Here is a 17,728-nt window from a genome sequence, read left to right as displayed (position 1 = left end):
TACCGCTGCCCACCGGTCACCATGAACCCCATGAACAAGAACCGATGGACAACCGCGATGAGGTCAACCCGGCGTTTCTTGCTGCTGGTGATGCTTGTGCTTGGCAGCTACTCAACGATCAACGGTGCCGCGTCGGCATCTTCCACAACGGAGAAAACGGCTATGTGGATGACCGTCGGTGAACAACGCTTCACCATCACCTTGACCGACAGCGCTGCCGCCCAGGCGCTTGTCGGGTTATTGCCGCTGACGCTGGAGATGAGCGACCTCAATCGCAACGAGAAATACGCCACTCTCCCCCAAACGCTACCTGCCAAAGCGAGCAGGCCGGGAACGATCCGCAACGGCGACGTGATGCTGTACGACACGGACACCCTGGTCGTTTTCTACAAGGACTTCGATTCAGCCTACGCATACACGCGCCTAGGCCATATCAACGACACCTCAAGTCTCGCCCAAGCCCTGGGCCCGGGATCAGTGCAAGTGACGTTTACCCACGATTGATAACCCGCATCGACAGGTCCATCCATGAAAAAAATGCTCGTTTTATTAACGCTTTTCGTCACGTCTCTTTCAGCCATAGGAGCCGACATGTCCAACGGCGCAAATAACTTTTATACCAGCGATGACGTGACCGTCCAGAAGGTCAACTTCAAGAACCAATATCAAATGAACGTGGCAGGGAACCTGTTTATTCCGAAAAAACTCAATGGCAAGACCAGAAGCCCGGCGATTGTCGTCGGCCACCCGATGGGTGCGGTCAAGGAGCAGAGCGCCAACCTCTATGCCACGAAAATGGCGGAAAAAGGCTTCGTGACCCTTTCCCTAGACTTGTCGTTCTGGGGCGAAAGCGAGGGGCGGCCGCGTAATGCCGTCTCGCCAGATATCTATGCCGAGGACTTCAGCGCCGCGGTGGACTTTCTCAGCGCCCAGCCTTTCGTCGACAAGGAGCGGATTGGCGCGATCGGCATCTGTGGCAGTGGCAGCTTCGTGATCAGCGCAGCCAAGATCGACCCGCGCATGAAAGCCATCGCTACGGTGAGCATGTACGACATGGGTGGCGTCAATCGCAACGGGTTGAAGCATTCCCAAACGCTCGAACAGCGCCGGGCGATCATCGCCCAAGCCACCCAGCAGCGTAACGTCGAGTTTGCCGGCGGTGAAACGCTCTACACCAGCGGTACGGTGCACCAGTTGGACGCCAACACTCATCCCATCCAACGTGAATTCTATGACTTCTACCGCACCCCCCGCGGCGAGGTCACGCCATCCGGCTCGTCGAAAGACCTGACCACGCACCCGACGCTGACCAGCAATATCAAGTTCATGAACTTCTACCCGCTCAATGACATCGAGACCATTTCACCGCATCCGATGTTGTTCATCGCAGGGGCCGATGCGCACTCCCGGGAATTCAGCGAGCAAGCGTATAAGCTCGCCGGTCAGCCCAAGGAACTGGTCATCATTCCCGGAGCTGGCCATGTCGATCTTTATGATCGGGTCGACCTCATTCCGTTCGATAAGCTGACAACCTTCTTCCAGAGCAATCTGAAGTAATATCTGGCCCAGTCGAGAGACCTATCGATCTACCCCCGCTTAAGCTTCCTGAACGCCTGCGGCTCCCAAACTCGCATCGCCAGCAACAGCGCAGTCCCACGTTTTTCGGACAGCGGCGCGGTCAACGACTCGTTGTGAAGCGCCGCCAGTTTGCTGCGCAACTTGTGGATGTCGACTTGCAACTGGGCGTAAGCAGACTTCGTCAACATGCCATGGGAAAAGTGCAGGGTTTCATCGGGGACGTCGAATCGGCTCGCCATGAAATCCGGCAAACCCTGCCGCAGGAAGAACCCTCGGATAGGACCGTCCGGCAGCCAATCGAAATCCCGCGCGACCAGCAACCTGATGCGATTTCCCGGTTTCAGGTCCGCCAGGCCCATCCGTTCCAACACCAACAAATGCTTGATGCACTCGGCTTTTGACACGCAGTAGGCGGACACGATGTCTTCCAGCGACCAGTGATTCAGCGCACACACCGCCACCAGCAACAGCTTTTCGTTTGAGACCAGTTGCGCTTCCTGTTCCCGTGTCAGCATTTGCAGACGTGGGGTCGACCGCTCTGCCTCTTGAAGCAATTCCGCCATCGTCAGGCCCAGCAACTCACAAAACTGTGCGAGGCGTTCGACCGTCAAGCGACCACTGGCCAGCAGACGCTTTACGCTGGGCTCCGACAGGTCGAGCGCTAGAGCAACATCGCGATAGGTCATGCCAGCGGCCTTGAGATGCTGTTTCAAAGTGGCGATGAGTTGGGCAATCTGGGTCATAAGTATTGATATCCGATACTGTTGGTATCAGCTTAGCGAATTACCCACGAATAAGTTGCGAATTCCGCCACCCTCTCCCCATGCTTGAAACTTAAAAAAGCCGAGAGGTCAGCATGTTCAGCAAAAACGCAGCACACAATTCTCCAACATCAGGCGCGCCCTCCATGGACGACCTGCAGATTGGCGATATGGTGTTCATCCGGGTCACCGCGCGGCCCTTCCTGGAGGTCGCCAACGCGACGAATTCGTGGACGAATCATGTGGGCGTGGTGGTCGACAACCGCGGCGATGAACCGGTGATTGCGGAAAGCACGTTTCCGTTTTCGCGCACCACCTCGCTCAGCCGATTTCTCAAGCGCTCCGAGCATGAATGCTGCACAGTGGCGAGGCTCACGCGACCTCTCACCGACACGCAACGCGCGGCACTTCAGAACGCCGCGGATCATCGGCTGGGTACGCTCTATGACACGGGCTTCAATATAAGCTCGCGGCGCCAGTTCTGCTCTCGTTTCGTTCGTGAGGTCATCGATGAAGCAACTAATGTTCAGCTCGGTGAAGTGGAGACGTTCGCGACCTTGCTGCAAGATAATGCCAATCCGAACCTGGCGTTCTGGCGGCTGTGGTATTTCGGCCGAATTCCTTGGCAACGTCGTACCGTCACACCGGCCAGTCTGCTTCGAAGTCCGGACGTGCGGGTCATTTTCGATTCCCAACTGAGTGACACCGCATGGCCAACGATGTGCAAGCGCTTCCCCCTTCAAGATCGTTGCCCTGCCTCACCCGGCGCAGCCTGCTTCAGGCTGGCACGGCCGGGATTGCCTTCGGCGTGCTGTCCCCCTGGTCGTGCTGGGCAGCCTCTTCGGGCGTCCTGGTTAACGACGTGACACTGCTCAACCCAGTCTGGGTGAATCGTCTGCTGGCTCCGCGCACCGCCGATGAGATCCGCCAGGCGCTTGCCCAGTGGACAGGCCCTGTAAGCATCGGGGGTGGCCGCTATAGCATGGGCGGACAGATTGCCAGCGAAGACAGCCTGCACCTCGATATGCGTCAGTTCAATCAGGTCATCCACTATTCGCCTGAGAACAAGGTCATACGCGTGCAATCAGGGATGCGCTGGCGCGACCTCCAGACCGTCATCGACCCGGACGATCTGTCGGTGAAAATCATGCAGAGCTATGCCAACTTCACCGTCGGCGGTGCGCTGTCAGTCAATGCTCATGGGCGTTACGTCGGCGCCGGGCCGATGAGCAACTCGGTACGCGCCCTGCAACTGGTGCTCGCCGACGGTTCAGTCATGGAAGCGTCCCGCACCGTGAATACCGATCTGTTTCACGCGGCCATCGGTGGTTATGGCGCGGTAGGGGTCATTACCGAGATCGAACTGGACCTGGCAACAAACGTCACGATGGAACGCCAGGTCCACCACATGCCGGTTGCCGATTACCCCCAGTTCTTCAATGACCAGATCCGCGGAAACGACCAGGCGATCCTGCACAATGCCGATCTGGCGCCGCCCCACTTTGACCAAGCCACCGCCATCACCTGGAGCACCACGAAAAAAGCACTGACCGTCGAGGAACGGCTGGTCGCACCGGGGCAATCGTACACGCTCGATCAGACCATCATGTGGGGCGTGGCCAGACTTCCCGGCGGCCCGTTGATTCGCAAGGATGTGGTCGATCCATTGCGCTACCTCAGCCACCCGGTGGTACGCCGCAACTACGAGGCCAGCAGGGACGTCGCCTCCCTCGGACCGATTGCTACCCGAAACAGCACCTACGCCTTGCAGGAATATTTCGTACCGGTAGCTCACCTCAACGCGTTTGTAATGAAGATGGCCGATCTACTGAAGGCCCATGATGTCGATGCCGTAAACATCTCCATCCGCCACGCGCCACCCGCGCCTAACTCGTGTCTGTCCTGGGCCCGGGAGGAAGTCTTTTCATTCGTACTTTATTACTGGCAATACGTTGGCGTGGCCGACCGCGAAAAGGTCGGCGTATGGACGCGCGAACTGATCGAACTTGCGCTGGCGTTTGGGGGCACCTATTACCTGCCTTATCAGCTGCATGCGACTCGACAACAGTTCACGCGTGCCTATCCCGGCGCGCAACGGCTGTTCGCACTCAAGGCGCGGTTCGATCCGCAGAAGCGATTCCGGAACAAGCTTTGGGATAAGTATTACGTGGGATAGCGCGGACGACGGGGCCAGTCCACTGAAATGCGCACCGCGGAAACAGCAATCCGCTTGGAGATCCCGGATGACTCGATCATTGTCGAGCGTCGCGTGAAGCCCGTTGCCAACGTCAGGAAAAATCCTGAGAAAACGCAAAGCTGATACCATCCAAACATCGACACGCCGAGCAGAACAACATGAATCGCCGCAAGAAAATAAACCAGTTGTTAAAGGCTAACGCCAAGAAAGCCAGTGCCAAGCTGGCGCCCAAAAACAAGAATCAATACATCAGCAAAGCCGACCGATTGAAATTGGAGGCTGAAGCCAGTGACGCCCCCATTATTTCCCCGGAAGGCTGAGCCACGTCATTGCCCCCTGAAGCCCTGCGCCCGAACCGCCGCGCCTCGCGGCTTATCTCTGGCATCCTGTAGGGCAACGGCGGCCAACGTCGCAACCCAGACCACCGAAACCCCGTAGTTGAGCCGCTGGTACAGGCCAAACAAGTGCCCGTCGGCCATTGCCGTCGCCATCAGCATCACCGTTACGATGGCGAGGATTACGCAGATCGCAGAGAACATGGCGAACCTGGACGACAAAAGCAACGACTTGCCAAGGAACGCCCACAGCGCCCCTGCCAGGGTAAGCGAGATGAACATCACCAGCCCCGCAAGGTTGTGGCTCTGTTGCGAGATCGACGGTTCAATCGGCGCACAACCTTGGTCACAGGAAAAATAGCCGGCTGCGAAACTTGCCAAGCCATGGACAAAAATCAGTGCCGCACTCAGCAAGGCCATCCACGATGCCTTGAACCGTCTCGCCACGCCTGTTGCGAAAAGCACGAACATCACACCCAGCGGAAAGTTGTTCACCCAGGCAGAGAAGCCGTGGGTTGGTGCTCCAACAGCGCCTAGTTGGCTCATGGCTTGATCCAGATGGCTGTAGCCTGGATAGCTTTGCGCAGTCAGTGCGACACCCAAAAGCAGCCAGAACGGAATCAGTATTCCGAAGCCTAGCAAAGCACGATCGATGGTTTTCATGAGATGACATTCCTTGTCGTTGTGATGTGATGTGATGTGATGTGATGATCAATATTGCATTGATCCAAGCGTCCAACCGCTCAATCAAGAACCGGGTGCAGGAAACTGCGAAGGGTCAATAACGTACCGGACATGGCAAGTGATTGCAGGCTCAATCCTTTGAATTCTGGAGAAAACGGATTCTACACAGAATACGCAGTCAATCATTAATCGGGATCGAAACACCATGGATGAACGCCAAACAATCATCAAGAACAAGATCCGCACCATGGTGATCGGTGGCGAATCTGACGAGATCACCTATCGATCAGAGTGGCTCGGTTACCTGCCCTTCCCGGTTTCTCATTGGATTGAACACCAGGGCGAAAGCTTTTCCAGCGACTTACCGTTTGATTGGACCCTCGAAGATCTGGTGAGCCTTGAGCGAATGGGCTTCTTGGAAACACTAGAAGCCTACGAAAACCCGGAGGACCCTTTTGATCGGGATATCCGGTATCGCGTTCATGTGGGATACGTATAACAGTAGACTGGAGAAGATCGACAACCCAAGGAACGGAAAGAAAATGGGCATTCTTGATCGCTTGTTCGGCGGCCGCTTTACCCTGCCGCCACCAGAGGAAACGACTCTCAGCGACGCGGCGATCATGCGGGAGCTGCATCCTTATCGCGCCGAACTGAAGGCGTTTACCCAAGCCCTACTGGCCCGTATACCAGACGCCGAAGGTGCCAGGCTGGTCAGGCGCGTGCTGCGCATTTACGGTTCGGGCCAGGAACCGGCCACCGCGCTGGTGGAAGGCTTGCTGGATGCAGACAGAGGCCAGAAGCTCGAACACTTGGCGTTGCTAGGCGTCGACTGGAAAGGCTTTGATGGTTTCGAGTATCTGGTGCCCTATCTGGTCAGCGCCAGCGGGGTAAAAGAAACTTACCCCTACCGCTATGAGGGCACGCTGCCGATGTCGGAGACGCTGGCCAATTTCGACCGATGGCTCATGGCGTTCGACAAACGCTACCTGCACCTGGACGCTGGTGGCGACGAATATGTCGGGTTCATTGCCGATACCGACCAGGTCGCAGCCATGATTGAACTCGCACGGCAAGCAGGTGTTGCAGTGCGCCTCGAGAGCTTTTGAACCGGAATGGGTATTCGCTGAATCTCGTTATCCCGCTGAACGAAGCAAGCCGCATCACAGTCGGAGCAACAAGACCCTCGGCAAAGAAGCCTGGCCCCATGCTCCTACGATCCACTGCTCTCGCTGCACTGTTCACCTTGGCTACCGGCACGGCGACCGCTGCGCCGGAACCGCTGCGCCTGGAAAGCCTGAAACGTTGCGGCGACCTGCTGCAAAGCCAGCACCAGGACTGGTGCCTGACAGCGCGCGGGCTGGGTGATGCAACGCCGCAACTGAAGTTGGGAGCAAAGGCGATACCCGCAGACGCGTTCCAGCGTGAAGGGAACCACCTGCGCGTGCGCCTGGACGCCGCCGATTACCAAAGCGGCCCGCTCTGGCTGGAAGACGGCTCACGCACCAGCAATGCCGCCTGGCTGACCTTGCGCAACAGTCACGTGCTGGCCGCCGGGCCGGACGCAGTGGCAAAGAACATGGACGGCCTGACCACCTACGTCGACCTGGTCAGCGTGCTGATCGAGGAAGACCGCGATGGCCGCCAGGAAGCCGAGCGCCTGGCCCACAAGTACGGCGCGAAGGTGGTCGGCAGCATCGCGCCGCTGAACCTGTACCAACTTCGCTTGCCCGCCAAGGACCTGGTGCAGCGCGATGCACTGGTGCTACGCCTGGGCAGCGAGACCAGCGTGGATGCCGTGGTGATTGAGGAGTCCTCCGCCGAAGAAACCGAGCAGGCCCCAGCCCATCCTGAAGAACCGAAAAAACCCGCCCTGGACTCCGACGAATGGGCCGCGAATCGCTTTCTCGACGCAGTGAACTATTACCAGCGGCGAATCCCCGGGCGTCAGCCACCCATCCAGCCGCAACCGGTGCGCATTGGCCTGATCGAGCGGGATGTGGACTTCGACACGACGGATTTCGCGGACGACCTCGGCGCCTGCTCGCCGCCGCGCACTTGCGTCTACGCCCGCGATGCAGACAAACCGGACAACCACGGCACGACCGTCGCCGGCATCCTCGCCGCACGTTGGGATGACAGCGGCAACACCGGTTTTCTCCGTGGGCTGGACAAGGCCAGCGGTGGCTTCGAGGTCATTGTCGAACGTAACTCCGATGCCGGCATCACCGCCAACATCGCCGCCTCGGTCAACCTCGTGGAAGACGGCGTGCGTGTGCTCAATTGGAGCTGGGGCATCCACCGCGTCGGCGCCAAAGACATCAAGGGCGATGACGTCGACTCGCTGCTGCGCTCGGGCCTCGCCATGGGCGGCTACGAAGAACTGCTGGAAGAGTTTTTCCTTTGGCTGCGCAAGGCGCATCCTGACGTGATCGTGGTGAACTCCGCCGGCAATGGTTCTTCCTTCTCGGGCAGCGACGAATATCGCCTGCCCTCCTCCTTCATCACCGAGCAATTGCTGGTGGTCGGCGGGCACCAGCGCAGCGAGCACGCTGGCATTGCCGTCGACGACCCGGCCTATGCGGTCAAGCGCAGCTCCTCGAACATCGACATGCGCGTCGACATCACCGCCGCCGCTTGCGCCCACGCCTCGACGACCAGCGCCGGCCAAGACAGCGCCGCGCATTGCGGCACGTCCTACGCCACGCCCATGGTCGCGGGCTTGCTGGCGGCGATGCTGTCCATCAACCCGCAACTGCAACCCGAGCAATTGCGCATGCTATTACGCCGCAGCGCCATGACCATCGGCGAAAACCACGACTTCGAACAGATGGACGGCGAAGACCTCACCGCGCCCATCCTGCCGTCGGAACGCCGCTACCAACTCAACGACAAGGACGTCGGCCGCTCGGCACGGCTGGACATGCAAAAGGCCCTGGATTTGGCGGCGCAAAGCCGTGATCGTGTGCGTTGAACCGACGAGTCATGGGGCCAATCGGTAAGTGGATTGCACCAAGCCCGACGCAAAGCTGCGGCTGGATACGAGTTTCAAATCCACATCCTGCCCAAGCCCGCCAAACAACGGCCGCCCCGAGCCAATCAACACCGGAACGGTGGTAATCACCATATCGGTCACCAAGCCCTCGCGCAGGAACGACTGCACCACCCGCCCGCCATCCACATAGACGCGCTGCACGCCTTGGCTTGCCAGCTCCGTCATCAACGCCTTGGGTGCCAGGTTGGAGAAACGCAGCTTATTCTTCAACGCCTCGGGCACCGGCGAATCGGCCAACTGTTTGGACAGCACCACCACGGGCCGGTCGTAGAACCAGGTGTCGAAGGTCCGTACCTTTTCATAGCTCCCGCGCCCCATCACGATGACATCCTTGTCGGTGATGAAGTCTTGATAGCCGTGGTCCTCGGATGGGTCGTCGCGTTGCAAGAGCCAGTCGATGTCACCGTCGGGCCGAGAAATGAAACCATCCAGGCTGGTGGCGATGAAGACGTGAGCGGTAGGCATTTGAGGCTCCTTTGTTGTGGTGTGTGTCTGATACGCCGCACTTGGCAGGTTTTGGGGCCGCTTCGCGGCCCAGCGGGAGCAAGCTCCCTCGCCACGGGTTTGTCGATTGCCTTAAGTGAACAGCATTGGGCTTACACGCCTGCCTACCAGTTGTAACTGACTTTGGCGGTAATCTCGCGCCCCGGGTTGTAGAAGTTCGCTGTGCCGGAACCGACCACGTGCTGCTCATCCAGCAGGTTGCTGACGTTCACCGCAAGGTCGGTGCCCTTGGCGATCTCGTAGTTGAAGGCGGCGTCGAACAGCGTGGTGCCATCGCTTTTGCCGGAGTTGGCTGCATCGAAGTAATAAGAGCCGACGTAGCGCGCCCCCAAGCCAACGCTGACATCCGTGCCGGGCACGTCGTAATAACTCCAGAGCGAAGCGGAATGCTTGGGTGCCGTGGAGAACTCGTTACCCTTCAGGGAGCTGCCGTCGTACAACGAACCGCGCAGTACCTCGGACACCATATAGGAGTAGCCACCAATCAGGCTGAGGTTCTGCGTCACCTGCGCCTTGGCCTCCAGGTCGAGGCCACGGGCCCGCGATTCGCCCACCGTCTGTTGCTCAATGATGCCGCTCGGCAGCACCACGGCGATGGTGACGTTTTCCTGGGTCAGGTCATAAACGGCTGCGGAGAACAGTGCGTCCATCCCCATCGGCGCATACTTCACGCCCACTTCGTACTGCGTGCCCGTCTGCGGTGTTACGCCAACCTGAGGCGGCGAGACGGATTCCACCATGCTCACATAGGTGGACACCTCATCGTTGACGATATAGGTCAATGCACCTCGGTAGGAGGTTTCGGAGAAGTTGTCTTTCTCCGTGGATATCAAGCCTTTGCTGGTAAGGTCCATCGAGTCGTTGCGCATACCCGCGGTGACGATGAAACGCTCGTAGAACGATAGGTTCTGCTGAAGAAACACAGCCTTGGTGGTCGCGTCTCGCTTGTTGACGGCATACGGCGTGATTGAGCGTGGAACGCCAGTAAACACGGGATTTGCAATGTCAATCGGGGTGGTCAGGGCGTAGACCGAGCTTTCCTTGGTGGTCGAATCGAGATACTCCACGCCCACCAGGCTGCTGCTGTCGATGTTCTCGAAGCGGGCATCGTATTGCAGCATCAGATTGCCGTTGAACTGGTCGGCCTCACTGTCCGTTCCAAACAGATACCGGTCAACGGTAGTACCGACACGTGCGGCGCTGTCGCTGAGGTAAACGTAGCCAAAATCATCGGTCAATTTGCTGTAGCGCAGATTGCTGCGCAGTACAAAGCCGTTGTCGAAGTCATGGGTGACGTTACCGCTGAGGCTGGTGCGCTCGACATCGTGGAAGTTGTAGCTGGGCTCACCATAGAACTTGCTGCGGTCGTATTCCTTGTCCAGCGGATAGCCGCCACTGTTGGGCGAACTTTCAGTTTTCAGATAGTCCAGAATCACGGTGGCTGACGTGTAATCCGTGGGTGCCCAGGTGAGGCCACCCATCACCAACCGGTTGTCGTCCTGTGAGTGATCGTACTCGCGGTCGCTGTTCTGGCCTTTGGCAGTAAAGCGGCCAGCCAAGGTTTTCTCGTCGTTCAGCGCATCCCCCACATCGATGCCTGTCTCGACATGGTCAAACGACCCGTAGGTCACATAGCCTTGGCCAAACTGCTCGAAGCGCGGTTGTTTGGTCACGAAGTTCACCGAGCCACCCGGGTCCGCGGGGCCAAACAGCGTGGAGTTGGCGCCACGCAAAATCTCGATGCGCTCATAGGCGAATGGATCTTCGCGTACGCCGCGCATCGAACTCAGGGTCAAGCCGTCACGGTAGGTGGTGGCCTGGAAGCCCCGGATCTGGAAATAGTCGTTGCGGTCATCCGTACCATAGAAGTCACTGACCACGCCCGGCGTGTATTGCAGCGCCTCTTCCGTGGTGCTGACGCTGCGTTGCTCCATTTCCTTGTTGGTCACCACCGACACCGATGCCGGTGTATTGAGAATGCTGGTTGCCACCTTGCCGCCAACCCAGAGCTCCTGGGCGACCACCGAGTTGGCGTCGTCGTCGGCACTGACCCTGACCTTGGCGTTGATGATGAGGGGTGCAAGGCGGTAGTCCTCGACGTCCGTTGCGCCGAGCTCCAGCGGGCCGGCGGGCTTTGGTCGAGGGGACAGTAGATAGGCATTCGGGCCTTGCTGTTCGATTTGCAATTCGCTCCCCTGCAGCAACGATGACAGCGCTGTCGATGTATCGAGCGTGCCATTCACGCCAGCAGTGGTGCGGTTCACGACACTCGACGCGTCGAAGGAAAGACTGATGCCAGCCTCCCGCGCAAAACGGTCAAGCGCCGGCGCCAGTGGGCCGGCAGCGATGTTCCACTGCTTGACTTGATTGCTGTGGTCAGCGTTCGAGGTTTGCGCCAGCGATGGCAATGCGTAGCTGCTCACGATCAAACCCAAAATCGCACCGTGCAAGGCACGATTTAATGGACGGCGCTGTGAAACCGGGGACGAACTCATTTTCTCGCTCCAAGAAAGGACATCGGCAGACTGGCCTGTATTCCGGCCTTCCTTAGAGGTCGAACGAGAATGAGAAAGCACCTCATTCTTTTTCAGGTAGCGCAAAGTTCCGATGGGCTCAGGTGGCAGCGGTCACGGTCACCCAATAGCGGGTCCGATAATCAATGTGCAAGCGCAGTGATTGCGCGATCAATGCCAGGACCTGATCGTTGTCGGCGAGCTGGAAGGTGCCGGAAACGCGACGATCCGCGATCTCTTCGGCGCAGCGCAGTACCCCGGGGCGATAACGCGACAGCTCCACGATGAAATCATTGAGGCGCATATTGCTTGCACTGATCACCCCGTCACCCCAGCTCCATAGATCAAGGCCATTGCCTTTGAACGTTCGGGCGCCACTTGATGTGAACAGCAACTGATTGCCTGCCTGGACGCTACGGCTCGCAGGCGTTTGACTGGAGCCAGGGAAAACCGTGACTGATCCTTCCTGAGCCGCGACCAGAGTGCCATCGCCAAGCTCGCGTGCCAGAAAGCGGGAACTCTGGGCGCGCATGATTCCGTCACGGGATTGCACCCAGAACGGTCTCGCTCGAGGCGAGTGTTGATCCGCACCGACATTCACGATGATTTCACCCCGTCGCAGGATGATCAGGCGTCGCTGGGCGTCGAAATCGCTGTCGACGGCACTATCACTATTGAGCTGGATAAGGCTGCCATCATCGAGTTGGAAGCGTCGTTGCTCGCCGGTGTTGCTGTGTTGCTGCGCAAGCATCGCGGGTACGGGTGTGTAGTCCCGACCGAGCCAGGCTGCCGTGCTGACAGTCGCCAATAGGCCCAGTAGCTTCAGGCTTTCGCGCCGCCGCATCCCATCATGGGTGCCATTAAGGGTTTGTCGCGCCAGTTGAGCGGGCACGCCGGCGAATTCATCCCCAAGCGTTTCCACACGCTGCCACGCCAACACATGCTCCGGGCGCTGCCGGAGCCAGTGCTCAAAAGTGCGCTGTGTCTGTTCATCGGCTTGATTGAAGCGAAGGCGCACCAGCCATTGGATCGCCTGCTCGACAATGGCCGGATCCAGCGCCTGCGGCTCACGACTCGACATAACGCAAGCGATAGCAGTGTTGCAGGGCCGTGGCCAGGTCGCGTTCCACCGTCGCGCGGGAAACACCCTGCTTTTCGGCTATTTGCGCGCACGTCAGACCGTCGAGTCGGGCCAATAAAAATGCCTGGCGAACTCTCGGTTTGAGCATACCGAGCATGCGGTCTATGCGCTCGAGCGCATCAAGAATCATCAGCCGGCTTTCTTCCGAGGGCACCTCGTGTTGAGGTAGCAACGCGATGCTTTCCAAGTAGGCACGTTCGAGTTCGCGACGACGATACTGATCAATCATCAGTCCGCGGGCGATACTACTCAAATAGGCGCGGGGTTCGCGCAAGGGGCTGGACTGACGGGACTTGAGCAGGCGTACGAAGGTGTCCTGCGCCAAATCTGCTGCGTTATCGCGACATCCAATGCGTCGGATTAGCCAGCCGTATAACCACGAGTGATGGGTTCGATAGAGCAGCCCTAGATCTGCAGTACCTAGTGTTTCATCGCTGCGCATCGGAATCCCGGCAAGTACATGATTGATAATTAATCGCATTCTACTCAGGCGATAGGCCTTAGGCAAATACGTGGCGCTCAGTGTCCGCTTCTGGGCGAACGCTTCTCCACCCAACCTCGATACTGGCGGGTGCGAAATGCCAGGGCGAGCTGTTGCAGGATCAGCGCGCGCAACGGCGACACGCTCGGGTCGGGCTTTTTAGCCCGACTCAGTTTGTGCAATTGAAACTTCACGACCGCCATGTTCGCCAAGGCCGTAAGGGTCTTGTTTTTCCAAGTGATCGGCGGCAATTGCGGGGCGTTGTCTTTGCCCTGTAGCCAGTCACGCGGCAGATAAGGATCGATGGCCAACGCCGTTCCGATGCCCACCATGTCCACACCGCTTTGCACGACGCTTTCGGCCACCGGACGTCGACGTATGCCACCGGTGACCATCACGGGCATTTTGGCGACGGTCTGGATCTCGCAGGCAAACTCGAGGAAATAGGCCTCGCGGGCCAAGGTGCGCCCATCACGCGCCTCACCCTGCATGGCGGGGACTTCATAACTGCCGCCAGATAATTCCACAAGGTCCACGCCCAGGTCGTTGAGCAGCCCGACCACCCTTTTGGCGTCATCGGCCGTGAACCCACCGCGCTGGAAATCGGCGGAATTGAGTTTGACCGCTACTGCGAATTCCGCCGAAACCACAGCCCTGACTGCCTTGACGATGTCGAGCAACAGCCGCGCCCGGTTTTCCAGAGAGCCGCCCCACTCGTCCGTCCTTTGATTGGTCAGCGGCGAAAGGAACTGACTCAACAAATAACCATGGGCGGCGTGGATTTCCACGCCGGTGAATCCGGCTTGTTCGCCCAGGCGTGCGGTGTTCGCAAAGCGCTGGATGACCTCTTCGATCACCCCTGGGGTCATGGCGTGAGGCGTGGCGAAACGCTTGGACATGTTGCCCAGCGCCAGCGGCACGGCCGACGGCGCCCAGGTTTTTTGCCCAAGGTTGGCCTGCATCTGCCGACCTGGGTGATTGATCTGCAACCAGAACTGCGCACCGCCGGATCGGCCAATACGCGCCCAGTGCTTGAACTTGTCCAGCGGCCGATCATCCTGCAACACCACCCCACCCGGTCCGGTCATGGCGCGGCCGTCGACCATCACGTTGCCGGTGATGAGCAGGCCGGCGCCGCCGTCGGCCCACGCCTGGTAAAGACGCATCAGTTCCTCGGAGGGCGCCTGGTCGGCGTCCGCCATGTTTTCTTCCATGGCGGCTTTGGCGATTCGGTTCTTGATGGTCGAACCGTTGGGAAGCATCAAGGTGTCGAATACATTCATGGAGCGGTCCTCAGCTGGGTATGAGGCCACCTTAAGATTGAAGTCGACTTTAAGGTCAATCGCTTTTTTTGCTTACTTTTGACGGGTTCGATGACGTGCGCCTTGCCTTGCTTGCGGGGGGTTGACCTTAAAGCGCGGTTCAAGGTGAGCATGCACTGAGCGGCATGACGCTGAACCCTCGAAGTCCCCTCCCGGAGAAAGACCGATTGAAACTCACAAGCGCCGTTTTAACAGGATTGCTGTTCAACACTTTTGCCAACGCTGCGTTGGCGGGGCCGCCTGAAACGACCCGCCCGACCGACACCACCACCATCGATATCGCGGGCCATCCGGTGCCTGTCGTCAAGGGTGGCCTGTACGACCGTTTTCGCTCCAACCCGCCGTTGTCGGTCATTGCAGCAGAAATACCGGGCGTTGATTTGAGTTGGTTCAAAAGCTTGGAGAAGCACAAGGTCGATATTGGCTTTGAGTCGTACTCGCCAAACTTTTACTACCAGAACAGTCGCGTCACGGCGGTCTATACGGCCGATCTGGACGCACTCCGGGCGCTGATGCCGCCGGAAGTATTGGCAGCGGTGCAACCCCTGCAGGTCTGGCCAGGCCGTGGCTTGATCGCGTTCACGGCGTACACCTATGAGCACTGCGATAACGACGCCTATAACGAAGTCGCCCTGTCGATCATCACCAGCAAACCGGGCAATGCCAACCTGGGTCCGTTCACGCTGATTGGCCAGTCGATGTCCGGCGACTTCTGGGGCTACGTGCTCAAGCTGCCGGTCAATACAGAGCTTGCACGGGTACGCGGTGTCGTCGGTTACAACCTGCCGAAATGGCTGACCGGAATCGACCGCAAAGAGGATGCCCAATCAGTGGTCTATGACATCACCGACAGCCAGACTGGAAAAGTGGACGTGTCCTTCAAAGTGAAGAAACTCGACGACCTCTCGCGCGATGTCGATATCGTCACCAGCAGCTTCACCAATCTCGATCATCAGGGCCAACCGGCCTATGGGTATGCGATTTCCCGCCAGCTCAGCCATGGCTCCAGCCGAGACGCGGATACGGCCACGCTCACGCTAGGCGACGGCAGCCTCTCGAACTACATCCGCGCCTTGAAGCTGGGGAAAATGATGAAGTATGAATACGTACCTGAGTTCCAGAGCGCGCTCTATGCGCCGAAGCCACTCGCCAGCCTGATCGGCGAACGCTGACAACTTTTGCGCCCTTCAGGCCTCGGAAGCCTGACGGGCATTTTTTCGCTTGGAGGACGTTGTCGCACGCTTGCCGGCAGGATGGACAACGCCTTCTTCGCGCAGTCGATTGATCAGCAATTGCGCGTTGTCCGCACACGCCATGCCTTCGGGCTTACCCTCGATGCCCTTGATGACGAGCAGAAGTTGCGCCTTGTTCTGGGCCAGCCGTTGCTGCAGTACGCCGATCTCCTCAACCTTTTGCTTAAGTCCACTGAGCAGCTCATCGTGCTGCCAGCCGCTGGCATTCATCGGCATCAATTGGCGAATTTCCTCCAATGAGAAACCGGCCGCCTGTGCGCCGGTGATGAGCTCCAGAACCCACTCGGTATCAGGTGCGTAATCCCGATAGCCATTGGCTTTGCGCCCGGCGGACTTGATCAGGCCGCTGGCTTCGTAGAACCGGATGCGTGACGGCGCCAACCCGCTGATTTTCGCCAGTTCGCCTATTCTCATAACGCCCCCTGAAAAATCCGTTGCCCTTGAAGCCCACGTTAAGCTTAAAGCCAACTTCAAGGTCAAGCAGCTGATGCGACGTATTGCTCAGTCGGCCCCCCAATCAACTGTGGGAGCGAGCTTGCTCGCGATGGCGTCGGTACATTCAACATTGATGCAAGCGGCCCCACCGCGATCGCGACCCAGCATGCCCCTCTACCGGTTTGCGGGCAAATGGGCGGACTGCCTGGAAACCCGATTCATCGCACAACCCGGTTCATTGCATCAATGAGGTCTGCCTTGCCGCCAGCAAGCGAAGGCGCTGAAGCAGCCACCTTATCGTGTGGGAACCCAAGGGGCATGGCGCTGGCAGCGTCCAGCTGTGCCAGTTGATCCGCCGTCAGCTGAACTTCGACTGACGCCAGGTTATCGGCCATCTGCTCCGGCGTGCGTGGACCGATGATCGGGAGTGTTCCCTTGGCCAGCACCCAGGCGATTGCGATCTGGCCCGGCGTGTGGCCGGTCTCTTCGGCGATCGCTAACACCGCATCCACCGTCGAGGTCTTGCGCTCGCTGTCCTCATCGTGGATCACCGCCCCCAAACCCTGCGCACGACCGGTTTCCCCTTTGCGGTATTTACCGGTCAGCAAACCACCGCCGAGCGGTGACCATCCGACGGCTCCCAGATTGAAGGCAGCGGCCATCGGCAGGAGTTCGCGTTCAGCCGAGCGCTCCACCAGGCTGTGCTCCAATTGCACCGCCGATATCGCCGACCAACCACGAAGCTCCGCCAGGGTGGCGGCCGTTGCCACGCGCCAAGCCGGGAAGTTCGACAGTCCGCTATAGAGCACTTTGCCAGAGCGGATCAGGTCATCCAGCCCCCGCACAATTTCGTCGATAGGCGTTACGCCATCAGGCATGTGCACCCACAAAAGATCAATGTGATCCGTCTTGAGGCGCTTGAGGCTGGCCTCCACCGAGCTGCGCATGGCTTTGCGGCTGTTGCCGGAGCGCAGGACGCCGGCACCGGGTGAATCACCCAGCGAGAACTTGGTCGCCAGAACCACTTCATCACGCTCGGTCGCCATGAAATCGCCGAGCATGGATTCCGATTGGCCAAATTGATATTGATCGGCCGTATCGATGAAATTGCCCCCTGCTTCCCGGTAACCGTCGTAGATTCTACGGGCCTCGTCCAAGTCGGCCCCGTAGCCCCAGCCTTTACCAAAGTTGCCAGTGCCCAGCGCGAGGGAAGAGACCCGCAAGCCGGTATTGCCGAAAATGCGATAGCGCATGACGGACTCCTTCAGGGCAAGAGGCTTCGGCGACCTGCGCTGGGTTGAGAGTGAATGAGTGCGCATGGAGTCTAGACGGGTTATTGCGGGCTTGCTGTGATGGATTGGCTCGCCTATTGAACCTGACTCAAGAGATTGATAGGGTTGCCTCTCTTTCAAAACGCCCTCCCGGTTCGCCGGGAGGGCGTTTTCGTTTTGGTTCCCCCAACCACAAAG

The 17,728-nt window shown here is 58.8% G+C and carries 18 protein-coding genes; 9 read left to right on the top strand and 9 right to left on the bottom strand.

What is annotated here, in order from left to right; genetic code table 11:
- Positions 1 to 21 precede the first annotated feature (21 nt).
- Together ACIPQ1_RS03285 and ACIPQ1_RS03280 are read left to right on the top strand one after the other, a co-directional pair.
- Positions 22 to 504 carry a cyclophilin-like fold protein gene (locus tag ACIPQ1_RS03285; RefSeq protein WP_411387314.1) on the top strand — a complete coding sequence of 161 codons (483 nt, stop codon included), beginning with the start codon at positions 22 to 24 and terminating at the stop codon, positions 502 to 504.
- A gap of 24 nt (positions 505 to 528) precedes the next feature.
- On the top strand, positions 529 to 1,557 hold the full coding sequence (locus ACIPQ1_RS03280) for an alpha/beta hydrolase (RefSeq protein WP_411387313.1): 1,029 nt from the start codon (positions 529 to 531) through the stop codon (positions 1,555 to 1,557).
- A gap of 29 nt (positions 1,558 to 1,586) precedes the next feature.
- Here ACIPQ1_RS03280 and ACIPQ1_RS03275 read toward each other — a convergent pair whose 3' ends face one another.
- Positions 1,587 to 2,321 (bottom strand): helix-turn-helix domain-containing protein, encoded by a 735-nt coding sequence (locus ACIPQ1_RS03275; RefSeq protein WP_446533593.1) that lies wholly within the window; start codon positions 2,319 to 2,321, stop codon positions 1,587 to 1,589.
- 164 nt (positions 2,322 to 2,485) lie between these two features.
- Here ACIPQ1_RS03275 and ACIPQ1_RS03270 point away from each other — a divergent pair, with 164 nt between their 5' ends.
- From ACIPQ1_RS03270 to ACIPQ1_RS03260, 3 genes are all read left to right on the top strand, one after another.
- Positions 2,486 to 3,205, top strand: a complete 720-nt coding sequence (locus ACIPQ1_RS03270) for a YebB family permuted papain-like enzyme (RefSeq protein WP_446533592.1) — start codon at positions 2,486 to 2,488, stop codon at positions 3,203 to 3,205.
- On the top strand, positions 3,202 to 4,515 hold the full coding sequence (locus ACIPQ1_RS03265) for an FAD-binding oxidoreductase (protein WP_446533591.1): 1,314 nt from the start codon (positions 3,202 to 3,204) through the stop codon (positions 4,513 to 4,515). The genes ACIPQ1_RS03270 and ACIPQ1_RS03265 overlap by 4 nt, the downstream gene beginning before the upstream one ends.
- A 179-nt stretch (positions 4,516 to 4,694) precedes the next feature.
- Positions 4,695 to 4,856 carry a DUF2986 domain-containing protein gene (locus ACIPQ1_RS03260; RefSeq protein ID WP_434702344.1) on the top strand — a complete coding sequence of 54 codons (162 nt, stop codon included), beginning with the start codon at positions 4,695 to 4,697 and terminating at the stop codon, positions 4,854 to 4,856.
- Positions 4,857 to 4,862: 6 nt separating this feature from the next.
- On the opposite strand, the gene ACIPQ1_RS03255 is transcribed toward ACIPQ1_RS03260, so the two are convergent.
- Complete coding sequence (locus tag ACIPQ1_RS03255; protein WP_446533590.1) at positions 4,863 to 5,534, bottom strand: DUF998 domain-containing protein; 672 nt, start codon at positions 5,532 to 5,534, stop codon at positions 4,863 to 4,865.
- A 226-nt stretch (positions 5,535 to 5,760) separates the two neighbouring features.
- Between ACIPQ1_RS03255 and ACIPQ1_RS03250 the strand changes: the two genes are divergently transcribed.
- The 3 genes from ACIPQ1_RS03250 to ACIPQ1_RS03240 all read left to right on the top strand — a co-directional run bounded on the left by ACIPQ1_RS03250 (position 5,761) and on the right by ACIPQ1_RS03240 (position 8,529).
- Positions 5,761 to 6,054: a hypothetical protein gene (locus tag ACIPQ1_RS03250; protein WP_250961366.1), complete on the top strand. Its 294-nt coding sequence runs from the start codon at positions 5,761 to 5,763 to the stop codon at positions 6,052 to 6,054.
- 43 nt (positions 6,055 to 6,097) lie between these two features.
- A complete protein-coding gene (locus ACIPQ1_RS03245; protein ID WP_446533589.1) occupies positions 6,098 to 6,664 on the top strand; it encodes a DUF6630 family protein in 567 nt (188 codons plus the stop codon).
- A 98-nt stretch (positions 6,665 to 6,762) separates the two neighbouring features.
- Complete coding sequence (locus tag ACIPQ1_RS03240; protein ID WP_446533588.1) at positions 6,763 to 8,529, top strand: S8/S53 family peptidase; 1,767 nt, start codon at positions 6,763 to 6,765, stop codon at positions 8,527 to 8,529.
- Between the two features lie 9 nt (positions 8,530 to 8,538).
- On the opposite strand, the gene ACIPQ1_RS03235 is transcribed toward ACIPQ1_RS03240, so the two are convergent.
- The 5 genes from ACIPQ1_RS03235 to ACIPQ1_RS03215 all read right to left on the bottom strand — a co-directional run bounded on the left by ACIPQ1_RS03235 (position 8,539) and on the right by ACIPQ1_RS03215 (position 14,532).
- Positions 8,539 to 9,075 (bottom strand): dihydrofolate reductase family protein, encoded by a 537-nt coding sequence (locus ACIPQ1_RS03235; protein WP_446533587.1) that lies wholly within the window; start codon positions 9,073 to 9,075, stop codon positions 8,539 to 8,541.
- 143 nt (positions 9,076 to 9,218) lie between these two features.
- Positions 9,219 to 11,609, bottom strand: a complete 2,391-nt coding sequence (locus tag ACIPQ1_RS03230) for a TonB-dependent siderophore receptor (protein ID WP_446533586.1) — start codon at positions 11,607 to 11,609, stop codon at positions 9,219 to 9,221.
- A 118-nt stretch (positions 11,610 to 11,727) separates the two neighbouring features.
- The gene (locus ACIPQ1_RS03225; protein ID WP_411387306.1) at positions 11,728 to 12,708 is read right to left on the bottom strand and encodes a FecR domain-containing protein; all 981 of its coding nucleotides are present in this window, start codon (positions 12,706 to 12,708) and stop codon (positions 11,728 to 11,730) included.
- Complete coding sequence (locus ACIPQ1_RS03220) at positions 12,695 to 13,210, bottom strand: sigma-70 family RNA polymerase sigma factor (RefSeq protein ID WP_250961509.1); 516 nt, start codon at positions 13,208 to 13,210, stop codon at positions 12,695 to 12,697. Before ACIPQ1_RS03220 ends, ACIPQ1_RS03225 begins: the two co-directional genes overlap by 14 nt.
- A 77-nt stretch (positions 13,211 to 13,287) precedes the next feature.
- On the bottom strand, positions 13,288 to 14,532 hold the full coding sequence (locus tag ACIPQ1_RS03215) for an NADH:flavin oxidoreductase/NADH oxidase family protein (protein ID WP_446533585.1): 1,245 nt from the start codon (positions 14,530 to 14,532) through the stop codon (positions 13,288 to 13,290).
- A 206-nt stretch (positions 14,533 to 14,738) separates the two neighbouring features.
- Between ACIPQ1_RS03215 and ACIPQ1_RS03210 the strand changes: the two genes are divergently transcribed.
- Entirely contained in the window at positions 14,739 to 15,743 is a 1,005-nt protein-coding gene (locus ACIPQ1_RS03210; protein ID WP_446533584.1) for an acetoacetate decarboxylase (ADC), read from the top strand.
- A gap of 15 nt (positions 15,744 to 15,758) precedes the next feature.
- On the opposite strand, the gene ACIPQ1_RS03205 is transcribed toward ACIPQ1_RS03210, so the two are convergent.
- Both ACIPQ1_RS03205 and ACIPQ1_RS03200 read right to left on the bottom strand, forming a co-directional pair.
- Positions 15,759 to 16,238: a MerR family transcriptional regulator gene (locus ACIPQ1_RS03205; protein WP_446533583.1), complete on the bottom strand. Its 480-nt coding sequence runs from the start codon at positions 16,236 to 16,238 to the stop codon at positions 15,759 to 15,761.
- A 239-nt stretch (positions 16,239 to 16,477) separates the two neighbouring features.
- Positions 16,478 to 17,512, bottom strand: coding sequence for an aldo/keto reductase (locus ACIPQ1_RS03200; RefSeq protein WP_411387305.1), 1,035 nt, complete (start codon positions 17,510 to 17,512; stop codon positions 16,478 to 16,480).
- Positions 17,513 to 17,728 lie beyond the last annotated feature (216 nt).

Source organism: Pseudomonas sp. LARHCG127 (assembly GCF_052871455.1).
The sequence above is the reverse complement of the archived record's forward strand: the minus strand, read 5'-3'. Positions and strand labels throughout refer to the sequence as shown.

Bases quoted from the DNA above. Each gene is read 5' to 3' on its own strand.
- ACIPQ1_RS03285 (WP_411387314.1), top strand. From the start codon at position 22: ATGAACCCCATGAACAAGAACCGATGGACAACCGCGATGAGGTCAACC.
- ACIPQ1_RS03280 (WP_411387313.1), top strand. From the start codon at position 529: ATGAAAAAAATGCTCGTTTTATTAACGCTTTTCGTCACGTCTCTTTCA.
- ACIPQ1_RS03275 (WP_446533593.1), bottom strand. From the start codon at position 2,321: ATGACCCAGATTGCCCAACTCATCGCCACTTTGAAACAGCATCTCAAG.
- ACIPQ1_RS03270 (WP_446533592.1), top strand. From the start codon at position 2,486: ATGGACGACCTGCAGATTGGCGATATGGTGTTCATCCGGGTCACCGCG.
- ACIPQ1_RS03260 (WP_434702344.1), top strand. From the start codon at position 4,695: ATGAATCGCCGCAAGAAAATAAACCAGTTGTTAAAGGCTAACGCCAAG.
- ACIPQ1_RS03255 (WP_446533590.1), bottom strand. From the start codon at position 5,534: ATGAAAACCATCGATCGTGCTTTGCTAGGCTTCGGAATACTGATTCCG.
- ACIPQ1_RS03250 (WP_250961366.1), top strand. From the start codon at position 5,761: ATGGATGAACGCCAAACAATCATCAAGAACAAGATCCGCACCATGGTG.
- ACIPQ1_RS03245 (WP_446533589.1), top strand. From the start codon at position 6,098: ATGGGCATTCTTGATCGCTTGTTCGGCGGCCGCTTTACCCTGCCGCCA.
- ACIPQ1_RS03240 (WP_446533588.1), top strand. From the start codon at position 6,763: ATGCTCCTACGATCCACTGCTCTCGCTGCACTGTTCACCTTGGCTACC.
- ACIPQ1_RS03235 (WP_446533587.1), bottom strand. From the start codon at position 9,075: ATGCCTACCGCTCACGTCTTCATCGCCACCAGCCTGGATGGTTTCATT.
- ACIPQ1_RS03230 (WP_446533586.1), bottom strand. From the start codon at position 11,609: ATGAGTTCGTCCCCGGTTTCACAGCGCCGTCCATTAAATCGTGCCTTG.
- ACIPQ1_RS03225 (WP_411387306.1), bottom strand. From the start codon at position 12,708: ATGTCGAGTCGTGAGCCGCAGGCGCTGGATCCGGCCATTGTCGAGCAG.
- ACIPQ1_RS03220 (WP_250961509.1), bottom strand. From the start codon at position 13,210: ATGCGCAGCGATGAAACACTAGGTACTGCAGATCTAGGGCTGCTCTAT.
- ACIPQ1_RS03215 (WP_446533585.1), bottom strand. From the start codon at position 14,532: ATGAATGTATTCGACACCTTGATGCTTCCCAACGGTTCGACCATCAAG.
- ACIPQ1_RS03205 (WP_446533583.1), bottom strand. From the start codon at position 16,238: ATGAGAATAGGCGAACTGGCGAAAATCAGCGGGTTGGCGCCGTCACGC.
- ACIPQ1_RS03200 (WP_411387305.1), bottom strand. From the start codon at position 17,512: ATGCGCTATCGCATTTTCGGCAATACCGGCTTGCGGGTCTCTTCCCTC.